9 protein-coding genes are annotated in these 11,337 nt (G+C 71.4%); all 9 read right to left on the reverse strand.

Annotated features, from left to right (window positions below):
• Positions 1-264: 264 nt before the first annotated feature.
• Entirely contained in the window at positions 265-1,107 is an 843-nt protein-coding gene (locus VF647_00120) for a GNAT family N-acetyltransferase (protein HEX8450461.1), read from the reverse strand.
• Between the two features lie 28 nt (positions 1,108-1,135).
• Positions 1,136-1,825 carry a hypothetical protein gene (locus tag VF647_00125; protein ID HEX8450462.1) on the reverse strand — a complete coding sequence of 230 codons (690 nt, stop codon included), beginning with the start codon at positions 1,823-1,825 and terminating at the stop codon, positions 1,136-1,138.
• A 102-nt stretch (positions 1,826-1,927) separates the two neighbouring features.
• Entirely contained in the window at positions 1,928-2,785 is an 858-nt protein-coding gene (locus VF647_00130) for a class I SAM-dependent methyltransferase (GenBank protein ID HEX8450463.1), read from the reverse strand.
• A gap of 16 nt (positions 2,786-2,801) precedes the next feature.
• Positions 2,802-3,425: a hypothetical protein gene (locus tag VF647_00135; GenBank protein ID HEX8450464.1), complete on the reverse strand. Its 624-nt coding sequence runs from the start codon at positions 3,423-3,425 to the stop codon at positions 2,802-2,804.
• 163 nt (positions 3,426-3,588) lie between these two features.
• Positions 3,589-4,446: a signal peptidase I gene (gene lepB / locus VF647_00140; GenBank protein HEX8450465.1), complete on the reverse strand. Its 858-nt coding sequence runs from the start codon at positions 4,444-4,446 to the stop codon at positions 3,589-3,591.
• A gap of 130 nt (positions 4,447-4,576) precedes the next feature.
• Complete coding sequence (locus VF647_00145; protein ID HEX8450466.1) at positions 4,577-5,107, reverse strand: hypothetical protein; 531 nt, start codon at positions 5,105-5,107, stop codon at positions 4,577-4,579.
• A gap of 224 nt (positions 5,108-5,331) precedes the next feature.
• Entirely contained in the window at positions 5,332-5,958 is a 627-nt protein-coding gene (locus tag VF647_00150) for a response regulator (protein ID HEX8450467.1), read from the reverse strand.
• A 25-nt stretch (positions 5,959-5,983) separates the two neighbouring features.
• Positions 5,984-7,573 carry an ATP-binding protein gene (locus VF647_00155; protein ID HEX8450468.1) on the reverse strand — a complete coding sequence of 530 codons (1,590 nt, stop codon included), beginning with the start codon at positions 7,571-7,573 and terminating at the stop codon, positions 5,984-5,986.
• A gap of 190 nt (positions 7,574-7,763) precedes the next feature.
• A partial coding sequence (locus VF647_00160) for a PAS domain S-box protein (GenBank protein HEX8450469.1) occupies positions 7,764-11,337 on the reverse strand: 3,574 nt, incomplete at its 5' end.

Below are 11,337 nucleotides of genomic sequence, written 5' to 3' on the forward strand. Positions count from 1 at the left end.
CTCGCGGACGTAGCCCTCGGCGAACCGGCAGAGCTCCGCGTGGTGCTCTTGGAAGAGCGCCTCGAACGCGCCCGGCTCGTCCCGCCGGATGCTCTCGGCACGGCCGCGGTCGCTGCGCGGTGGCGGAAGAGGGTCGATCATCGGGGCGGCTGCGAGGGTGACCCCGGCGCGTGGCCGTCGGCGCGAGACCCATCAAGGAGCAGGTTCCGCACCCGCCGCCGCTTCAATGCCCCCCGTTCCGCCACGATGCGCGGCGGAGAGCCGTCAGGCGGATGGGGTGTTCCGCCGCAGCTGCCACTTGGTGCGCGTATACGCAATGCGGAAGCCCTGGCGCTCGGCGTTGCGCTGCGAGGCGCTTCCGGGGAGCGCGGCCATCATCCCCAGCGGGTAGCCCTGCTCGGCGGCGAAGCGGAGGCGGGCTTGGAGGAGGGCGAGCTGCGCGCCCTGCCTGCGCGCCGCGGGGATGGTGCTGGCGCCCGCCAGCAGCGCGATCCCCTCGCCCAGGCTGAGCCCGCCCGCCGCCACCGGCTCGCCATCCAGCTCGGCGAGGAAGCTGTGGTAGCCCTCGGCGTTGGCGCTGATGCGGCCCAGCGCGAGCATGAAGTCGCCCAGCTCCGGCGCCTCGCTCGCCCACCCCTCCGCCGTGATCCCGGCCCACCGGTCCGCTTCCTCCCGGCTGGCGCGCCGCACGGTGAGGCCGGGCGTACGCGGGCCGCTCAGCTCCCCGGCGGTGGGGCGGAAGAGGACACTGGAGAGCTCGATCGGGTGGTAGCCGCGCGCGGAGAGGCGGGCGAGGAGCGAGGGATCGGCCATGGGGCTGACCTCGTGGAACACCGGCGCGCCGCGGCCCTCGAAGAACGCCTCGATGCGCGCGAGATCCTCGTCGCGGGCTTCCGCGAAGAGGCCGAGCCCAAAGGTCTGCGTGAGCGGCGACTCCGCGCCGTCGAACATGGCGTACGCGCCCGCCGCCTCCATCCAGGTGGCGCCGCTGGCGGGGTCGAGACGAGCGCGCGCATCCACGAACGCCGCGTTGGCGCGCCCCTCGGTGCGCTCCAGCCTGCGCGACAGCTCCAGGTCCGAGAACGGATAGCCGGTCGGTTCTGTCATCTGATGCCGGGGTGTCGAACGGTCGGGGCTATCGGGTGTCCGCGCCGCGCCCGTCCGCCCGCCTCAGCACGGCGACGAGCGTATCGCCTTCGGCGGTGATCCTGCCGGCCTGGCGCTGCAGGTTGCGGAGCCCGGTGAGGTACCAGCCGTACTTGGGGCGCAGCTTCTTCGTGGCGGGATCGTAGAACTCGGTCGTACCGCGGTCCAGCCCCGGAAGGATCATGCTTTCGGAGAGCTGGCGCAGCTGCGCCAGCTGCTCGAAGCCGGCGTTGAGCTCGTTGTAGAACTGGGAGAGGCGGTACACGGTGGGGACGTCCAGCAGCTCCAGCCCGCCCGATTCCAGTGTGGCGTTCCACATGTGCGCCTCCACGCGCACCGGCTCCAGCATGGGCTCGAGCGGCGGCATCGCCCCCGCGGCGATGGCGGAGTCGTAGTACGCCACGGCCTTCCCCACGTTGCCCTCGGCGCGGCGCGTGCGGCTGGTGATCGACTCGATCTCCCGCGTGAGCGCGAGCCGGATCTGGTGGCGGCGCTCGGCGGCGGCGCGCCGCTCCTGGTACTGCCCGACCATCGACGCCGCGTACACGCCCGCGAATATCACCAGCAGCTCGAACGCCAGCCGGAGCGCCCCGCGGCCGATGCGCTCGCGAGGCAGCACGACGGGGATCGGGACGCGCGACGTGGGGCGCTCGGAGTCCGGGGTGTGTGAGGAGTCCACGGCACGGCGGGAGGAGGGTCGGCAAAGGAGGTTCCGCCCATTCTGGCCCGGCGCGCCGCCTCGCACAAGAGCGGCGTGATCCGCGCCAGGGGTCCGTGCGCGTCAGCCGTCGGCGCGGCGCAGGAGGAGGAAGCCGTTGAAGCGGCGGAATTCCTCCTTTTTCGCCTCGGGGACGAAGCGCATGATGATGTGCTGCAGCCACATCCCGCGCATCTCGCGGCGCAGGCGACGCGCCTCCTCTAGTGAGCTGCGCCAGAGCACTTCGCGCCAGCCGAACGGCTCGAAGAAGGCGGAGCCCCCCTCCGGGCCGAAGCGAAAGGGCGCGTTCCCCTTGCCGACCTGTTTGCCCCAGCGCTTGCGCATCCACACGAGCAGCCTGGGCGACGCGAGATCGGTGAGCCACCACTGGTACGCGCCCTCCGCCGCCAGCGCCGACGCGAGCGCGCCCACTTCCTCTTCGCTGAGGTAGACGAGGAGCCCTTCGGTGACCACCAGCGCGCTCCGCGACTCCCGTCCCAGGCGCGAGAGGAGGGCCGAGCGCTCCGCCTCCACGGTGAGGTCGCAGGGCGCGGCTTCGTAGCGGCAGCGAGGGGTTTCGCTCCGCATCACTTCCATCTTGTACGACAGGATCCCCGGCAGATCCACGTCCACCCAGCGGAGATCGGCCGGCAGATCCAGCCGCCAGGCGCGCGTGTCGAGCCCCGCGGCCAGGTTCAGCACCAGGTCGACGCCGTGCTGGCGGACAGTGTCGAGGATCACTTCGTCCATCACCGCCGTGCGCACGACCATCGCCCACGACATCGCCGCGCCGCCCGGAAGCTCGCGCACGATCTGCTCGCCCTTGGCCCCGGCGAGGCGCCGCGCCCACGGGTCGCGGAAGTGCGCGTCCGGCCGCTCCGTCTCCATCGCGCGGTACACGGCCACCCAGCGGGCCGTGTCCGACACGTTCTCGATGCTCATGTGCGCCCGGGGCGGGCTACTCGCAGACGACGCGCGCGTTTTCCACCCGCACCGTCTTGGCCGTCAGCAGCGAGTAGCGGTTGGACAGCAGGAGGTGGAAGCGGCCCTTCTGGCGGAGCGGGACTTCGATGGTGCTGGCCGAGGTCCGTCCGCTCTCGTACAGCGCCGCGGGCTTGATCCCGTTGTGCCAGTTGGAGTTGCCGTCCTCGTCCAGCAGGTACACCTCCACGTCGCGCTGCCCACCCTCCAGCCCCTGCACCCGCGCGCGAAAGGTGCACGGGCGCCGGTCGGATACGGCGAACGCGGTGTCGAAGTGCTCGCCGGGTGGCAGCTCGAGCGCGTCCTCGTCGAGCACCCTGACCACCAGCGGCGGCGGGGGGGGCGGCGGCTTGGGAGCGGCCGCCGGCACGCGCGAGGCCGCCGCGGGGGCCACGAAGGCACTCGCCATCTTTCCGTCGAGCGCCCCGCCCATCACCGCGTACAGGAGCGCCCCCACGAAGCAGAACGCGCCGAAGCCCGCCCCAACCTCGACCGTGCGGGCCTTCCCGGGCGAAAGAGGCGTCTGTACGGTACGCCCGCAGTGCCTGCACACCACGGCGGCCCGCTGGATCTGTTCGGCGCAAAAAGGGCACTGCTTCATCGCACTACCAGTTCAGGGTTCAGCATGCGGACGCGGGCGTCCGTCGTCGAAAGGTAGGCAAGGCGACGGAGGAGGTCCAGTACGAGCCCGGCTCCGCGCATGTTTCCACCTCGGCGGAGTCGATCAGCGGTGCGGCTATCGAGTTGCCCACCGCGCTCGTCGCTCATTCGATGCCACGCCCGCTCCGGCCCCACCTGTACTCGCCCTGCGCCGCGTCTCGCGACAGGTAGATCCACACGGGCCGCCGCCGGATACGCTCGCGCGGCACGAAGCCTAGGTAGCGGCTGTCCAGGGTGTTGTCGCGATTGTCGCCCAGCACGAGGTACTCCCCGGCGGGCACCACCAGCGGGCCCCAGTTGTCGCGAGACGGCTCATAATCCGGCTTCGCTCGCGCCAGAAAATCCTCCTGCCATCCCATCTGCTCGTCCACCACGTCGTTCGCGGGGTCGATGTGCTGGACGTATGGCTCGCGGCGGAGCCGGCCGTTGATGAACAGCGCCTTTCGCCGCATCTCCACGGTGTCGCCCGGGAGCGCCGCGATCCGCTGCACGCGGACGACGCCGTCTGACCCCTCGTATACTACCGGCATCGCGAGGCGGAGCCGCTGTCCGCGGATCGGGGCCGCCAGGATGTAGTCGCCCTGGAGGAGCGTGGGCTCCATTCCGGTGCTCGGCGAGACGAATGCCTGCGCCACGTGCCGGGTGATCGTCGCGTAGACCAGCGGCTGCACGATGAATGCGGCGGCGAGCCAGACCCCTACGTAGGCGTACCAGCGGTTGTACCACTTCCCCCAGAACGGATCGCGCGCCGATGCCGCCACGCGGAACGCATCCGCCGCGACGCCGAGAAAGACCAGGAGCGGGATCAGGAGAAGGAAAACGCGAAGCACCGGGACGGGAACGACCATGGTGAGGAACAACGCGCCCGCACCCATCGACGCCGCCAACAACGCCATCGCCAGTCCGCGCCCTCCGCGCCCAGCGTACACGTGCCCCAGCCCCGGCACGAGCAGGGAAAGCACGGCGGCGCCCCAGCCGCGGCGCGGCGCCAGGGGCCTGCCGAAGATTGGTTCGTCAGCGGGTTCGTGCGGCGGGGTGTCCATGCAGCGGGGAGTAGGGGAGAGGTTGGTCTGGCGGCTAATCGACTCGACTTCAGAACTGCTGGAACGTGTCGCTGCCCCTGAACCGTCTCCACTGGGCCTGCACGAACTCCCCGAACGTCCGCGGCGCGCGCGCAAAGGCCTCGTCCAGGCGAACCTCTCCACCGTATTCAGCCCCCCGCGGCCGGCTGGAGCCACGCGCGGCGAACTTCTGCGCGCCCTCGTGCAAGATGAGCTTGAGCGTGGCCGGGCTCACGTCGCTGCGGCACGCGAGCAGGTACATGAACGAGCTCTCCGCCACCCCATCCGCGTCCAGGTCCGTGACGGCGATGCTCTCCGTGAGGAACCCCGCGTACAGGTCGAACTCGCACCCTCGCTCGAAGTCGCCGGTCCGCCAGAGCAGCGATACCGCCGCGCCACGCCTTACATAGTGGTACGCGTACACCTCCGCGTCCGAACACGGCGCCTGGTCCGGCGGGCACGCTCTGCCAGGAAGCTTGCCGGTCTGAGTGAGGATGAGCGTGTTCTCGCCCAGCCGGTCCGTCCACCGCTTCGCCGCCACGGCCCTCCCCTGGTGCAGCATCGTCCGCGGAATGGACCGGATCGCAACGTTCTGGGCCGGGAAGGAAGCCGTGCGCCCGGACTGCGCCGAGGCGGTGTCGGCGAGAAAGAGAAGCAAGGCCGCACACAAAGACACGGAGAAAACGGCGAGAACAGAGTGAGTCCTTTCTGTTCTCCTCTCTGTTTCCTCTGTGGCTCTGTGTGAGGCCCGCAGTTCCCCGGGCCGCACCAGGACTCCGGAGAGACTCACCCCTGCCCGTACAGCAGCGCCCCCACCGCCGCCCGCGACGACACGCCGAGCTTGGCCAGGACCTGCTCGGTGTGGTTGCGGGCGGTGTAGTAGCTCATTTCGAGCTTGGTGGCGATCTCCGCGTTCGTGAAGCCCTCGCCCAGGAGGCGCGCGACTTCGATCTGGCGGGCGGTGAGGTTGAAGCGCTCGCGCAGGGCCTCGTCGGCCAGGGCGGCGGGGCGGGGGGCTTCGGCGGCGCCGTCCGTGGAGGGGGCGGCGGGGCGGGCGCGGCGAAGCAGGGCGGAGATGCGCGCCATCAGCTCCAAGATGCTGAACGGCTTGGTGACGTAATCGTCCGCGCCCAGGCGGAAGCCCTGCAGCTTGTCCTCCTCCTCGCGGCGCGCGGAGAGGATGAGGACCGGCGTCTGCACGCCGCGCTCACGGAGCTGCTGCAGGACGTGGTAGCCGTCGCGGTCCGGGAGGCCCAGGTCCAGCACGATCAGCTCGGGCTTGTCGCTGGTGGCCACGGCCAGCGCGTGCGCCGCCTTGGTGGCCAGCGACACTTCGTAGCCGTCGTACTCCAGGGTGCGCTGGAGCCCTTCGGCGATCTCGAGCGTGTCTTCGACGACGAGGATGCGGCTCATTTTGCCGGTGCGATTGAGGGTCGGGTCAGACGGCCGCGGCCGGGTGCGCGGCGTGCGCCGGAAGGGTGAAGTGAAAGGTGGTGCCGCTCCCCGGCTCGCTCTCCACCCAGATGCGGCCGCCGTGCGCTTCCACCAGCCCGCGCGCGATGGAGAGCCCCAGCCCCAGCCCGCGCCTGTCGGCGTGGCGCGCCTGCCAGAAGGCTCCAAAGATGTGCGGAAGCTGCTCCGGCTCGATCCCCGCGCCGGTGTCCGCGACGGCGAAGCGCACCTCCTCGTCGCCGTCGCGGTGGCAGGAGAGGGTGATGGTGCCCCCCTCCGGCGTGAACTTGACGGCGTTGCCGACGAGGTTGGAGAGCACCTGCACCACGCGGGAGCCGTCCGCGTTCACCATCGTCTCGGGGCCGCAGCCGCGCACCTCCAGCGTGAGGCCGTGCGCGGAGGCGAGGGGGCCCAGCGTGTCGGCGGCTTCGGAGAGGAGGTCGTCGGCGGCGCGGGGGGCAAGCTCCAGGGCGGTGGCGCCGCGCTCCATCCGCGACACGTCCAGCAGGTCCTGAATCAGCCCGTCCATCTGCCCCGCCACCTGGTCGATCCGCACCAGCGAGCCGCGCTCGAAGTCGTCCAGCCGGGGGGCGAGGATCGAGCGCAGCATCTCCGCGTCCATGCGGATGGCGGTGAGCGGGTTGCGCAGGTCGTGCGCGACCACGGCCAGCGTGTGCTCGCGCGCCTCGGTGGCCTGGCGCGCGGCGCGGAAGAGGCGGGCGTTCTCCACGGCCATCGCCGTACGGTGGCCCAGCTCCTCGGCCAGCGCGACGTCGGGCGGGGTGAAGGGGGCGGAGCGGCCGAGCACCATCCGCCCCACCGCCCGCCCCGCGGCCCGCAACGGCACCGCGACGGCGGACCCGGCCGATGCGCCGCCGAAGCACGCCGCCGCCTCTTCCGGCGAGGGGGCCCACGCCGTCTCCGAGCCGGGGCCGGAGGCGAGGACGCCGGCCTTCACGCGCGGCTCCTCGGCTGGGTCGGCGTGGGCGGCGCCGGCGCGGACGGGCTCGCCGCTCTCGAAGTCGAAGAGGTCCACGACGCAGCAGTCGGCCACGCGCGGCACCACCAGGCGGGCGAGTTGCGCGACGGCGGTGGCGGCGTCGAGCGAGGCGTTGAGGACGCGGCTCGCCTCGGCGAGGAGCTCGGCGGCCTGGCGTGCCTCGCGCTCGCGGCGGTAGAGGACGCGCGTCTCCAGCAGGTTCTGCACGCGGAGCAGCGCCTCGGTGGCGTCGATCGGCTTGTTGATGAAGTCCTTGGCGCCAGACGAAAGGGCGCGCTCCTTGGCCTCGGGCGTGATGTCCGCGGTGAGGACGAGCACGGGGCGGAACTCGCCGGGCGGGGTCAGCTCGCGGATGTCGTTGAGGATGGCGAAGCCGTCGCGGTGGGGCATGTGCAGGTCCAGCAGCACCAGATCCGGCGCGTGGCGCTCCCAGAGCGGGATCGCCTGACGGGCGTCCGAGGTGCTGATGACGCGCGTGTAGCCTTCCACTTCGAGGAGCACCTGGAGGAGCTCCAGGTTGGGGATCTCGTCGTCGACCAGCAGCAGGGTGCAGGCGCGCACTTCGTCGTGCGTCATTCCAACTCCACGAGTTTCGGTGCGCATTCAGGGACGGCGGGCCTCACGCGGAGACGCGGAGACGCAGAGGAAAGAACAGAAGAAGGGCCCGACTGTTTTCCTCTATGGCTTTCTGTTCCTTCTGTGTTCTCTCTGTGAGCTTTTTCTCCGTGCCTCCGCGTCTCCGCGTGAGCCATGCTGTTGATCGCCGTCACGCGGACTTTGGCTGCTCGGGGAGGAACTGTTCGAGGGTGCGAAGGAACTCGTCCAGGTCGAGCGGCTTGGTGAGGTACGCGTCGGCGCCGGCGGCGAGGAGCTCGTCGACGGCGCTCCGGGTGGCGTCGGCGCTGATGACGACCACCGGGATGTCCGAGGTGCGCGTGTCGGCGCGGAGGCGGCGCAGGACCTCGGAACCGTGCATGTCCGGCAGGTGGAGGTCCAGGAGGATCAGGTCCGGGTGGTGCTCGCGCGCCAGCTCCACGCCCACCAGGCCCTGGAGCGCCGGGATCGTCTGCCACTCCGGGCGCGACATCAGAAAGGTCTCCACCAGCGCCAGGTTCGCCAGGTTGTCCTCGATGTAGAGGACGCGCGCGGCACGGTGCGGTCCCACCCCCGTGGCCGCGGGGGCGCCGCCGGACTCCTCGGCGCGGGTGAGCGGGTTTTCGGCCGGGCGGAGCTCCAGGCGGAAGACGCTGCCGCCCGTGCCCGTGCTCTCCAGCACCAGGTCGCCGCCCATCGCCTCGGCCAGGCGCAGCGAGAGGGCGAGGCCAAGGCCCGTGCCCTCCACCTCCGTCTGCTCAGCGCCGAGGCGCGCGAAGGGGGTGAAGAGCTGGTCCGCGCGGTCCGCGGGGATGCCGGGGCCCGTGTCCTCGATGCGGATGCGCACGCACTCCTCCCCCGGCGCGGCGTCGCTCCACAGCCGCACGCGGCCGCCGGGGCGGTTGTACTTCACCGCGTTCGAGAGGAGGTTGAGCACCACCTGCGTGAGGCGCTGCCGGTCCGCGTGCACGTACGCGCCGGGATCGGCCACGTACGGCGCATCGTCCAGCTCCACGCGGCGCTGCTCGGCCAGCGGGCGCACCAGGCCAAGCGCCTCCTGCAGGACGGTCGCGAGGTGCACCGGCTCCAGCGAGAGTGTCTGCTTGCCGCTCTCGATGCGCGAGATCTCCAGCACCTCGTTGATCAGGTTGAGGAGGTGCCGGCCGCCCTTGAGGATGTGCTGCAGGTACTTGTTGTGGCTGGACGAGAGGCCCGCCCGCGACAGCACCTGCGCGAAGCCCAGGATGGAGTTCATGGGCGTGCGCAGCTCGTGGCTCATCCTCGACAGGAACTCGCTCTTGGCGCGGTTGGCCCGCTCCGCGTCCTCGGTGGCGCGGCGCAGCGCTTCCTCGGCGCGCATGCGCTCCGTGATGTCGCGGCACACGCCCACCATGCGCACCGGCCGCCCCTCCGCGTCCTCCATCACGCGGCCGTTGGTCTCCAGCCAGCAGATGCTGCCGTCCGGGAGGATGCTGCGGTACTGGATCTCGTACTTCTGGCCGGTCGTGACCGCGGCGTGGAGCGACGCCTCCAGCCGCGCGCGGTCTTCGGGGTGGATGTCCGCGATGGCGGCCTCGCGCGTGCCGGCGAAGCTGCCCGGCGCCATCATGTGGATCTCCTCCAGCGTCGGCGACCAGGTCACCCGGTCGGTCGCCACGTCCCACTCCCACGCGCCCATCCGCCCCGCCTCCAGCGCGAAGCGGAGCCGCTCCTCCTGGTCGCGGATCTCGCTCTCGGCCAGGCGGCGCTCGGTGACGTCGCGGGCGTTGACCACCACGCCCTGCTCGGCCGATTCCGGGTCCAGCGTGCGGCCGAACGCCTCGGTGTAGACCCACGAGCCGTCCGCGTGGCGGTAGCGGTACTCCACGTGGCCGATGGAGCCCGGGTTCGACAGGATGCGCGCGAACTCGGCCTTCACCGCCGCGACGTCGTCGGGGTGCATCAGTTCCCACGGCGTGTGCCCGAGCGTCTCGTTGCGCGAGCGGCCGTAGATGCGCTCCATCGACGGGCTCTGGTACACGAAGCGCCCGCTGGCGTCCACGATGACGGTGAGGTCGTGCGCGTTCTCGATCAGCGCTCGGAAGTGCTCCTCGCTGCGCTGCAGGACCTCCTGTACGCGCCGCCGCTCGGTTACGTCGCGGGCGTTGACCACCACGCCCTCCTCGGCCGAGTGCGACGCGAGCGTCATGGCCTGCGCCTCGAAGTCGCGCCAGCGGCCGTCCTTGTGGCGCACCCGGTACTCGGCCGTGATCGGCACGCCGGGGCTGGAGAGCATCTCCCCGAACTTCTCCACCGTGGCGGGGATGTCGTCCGGGTGCAGGTAGTCCATCGCGCTGCTGCCCTGGATCTCCTCCGGCGTGTAGCCCAGGAGCCGCTCCACCGAGGGGCCGGTGTAGACGATGCGGGTGTCCGCCGCGACGACCTGAACCATGTCCGACGCGTTCTCGATCATGCGGCGGAAGTGCTCCTCGCGCTCCTGCAGCGCCCGCTCCGCTTCGTGCCGCTCGGTGACGTCGCGGCTGTTGAAGATGGCGGCGCCCTCGAGCGAGCCGGGGGGCAGCGTGCGCCCGAACGTCTCCAGCCGGCGCCAGCTGCCGTCCTTGTGGCGGAAGCGGTACTCGGCGCTCGCCAGCGTCCCCGGCGCGCCCACGATGGCGCCCATCGCCTCCTGCACCGCGGCCACGTCGTCCGGGTGCACCAGCGAGAAGGCGCTGATCCCCTCCAGCTCGTCGGGCGCGTACCCCAGCACCCGCGTGGTGGACGGGCTCTGGTACACCATCTTCCCCTCGCCGTCGAGGATCGTGATGATGTCGTGCGCGTGCTCGATGAGGGTGCGGAAGCGCTCCTCGCGCTCCTGCAGCGCCTCCTCCGCGCGCTTGCGCTCGGTGATGTCCACACTGTAGCCGATGATCCTCATCAGCTCGCCCTGCGCGTCCAGCACGGGGAGGGCGCGGCGCAGCATGTGGCGCTTGGTGCCGTCCGGGCGGCGGATCTCCTCCTCGAACTGCACGGAGGCGCGCACGGTGGCGGCCTGCACCAGCGCGTCGTGCCGCTTCCGCGCGATCTCCGGCGGCAGGCCGATGCGCTCGGCGTACTCCATGACGGTGCGCCCCACGACCCACGCCCGCACCTCGGGGTCCAGCACCGTGCTGGGGCTGGAGTACTCGAAGCGGTAGTCGGTGTCGAACACCGCCACGCCGCTCTCCAGGCTGCCGATCACCTCCTCGAAGTACGCCTTCTGGCGGGTGATCTCCGCCTCGGCCGCCTTCCGCTCGGTGATGTCGCGCACGACGGTGATGCGCGATCCGTCCGCGAGGGGCACCAGGCGCGCCTCGAAGTCGTGCAGCGCGCCGTCCATCTCCAGCGCGTACTCCACGCACGCCAGCTCGCCCGTGCGTCCCACCTCCTCCAGCGCCCCGGCGAAGCGCGACGCGGGCTCCGCGGGGAGCACGTCCTGCATGCGCCGCCCGCGGAAGTCGGGGAGCGGCGAGTAGATCCCCGCCGCCCGCCCCGCGCGGTGGTCGGTGATGACGCCGTCCGGGTCGATGCGGAAGTACAGGTCCGGCAGGGCCTGGAAGACGCCCTCCAGCTCGCGGGTGCGCTCCAGCAGCTCCTCGCGGGCGGACTCGTGCTCGGCGACCTCCTCCTCCAGCGCGATGTTGGTCTGCGCCAGCTCGGCGGTGCGGGCGGCCACGCGCTGCTCCAGCTCCTCGTTGGCGCGGCGCAGGGCGTCGGCGGCGGCGCGC

Origin of the sequence: Longimicrobium sp. (genome assembly GCA_036387335.1) — a bacterium.
Taxonomy (GTDB): Bacteria; Gemmatimonadota; Gemmatimonadetes; order Longimicrobiales; family Longimicrobiaceae; genus Longimicrobium.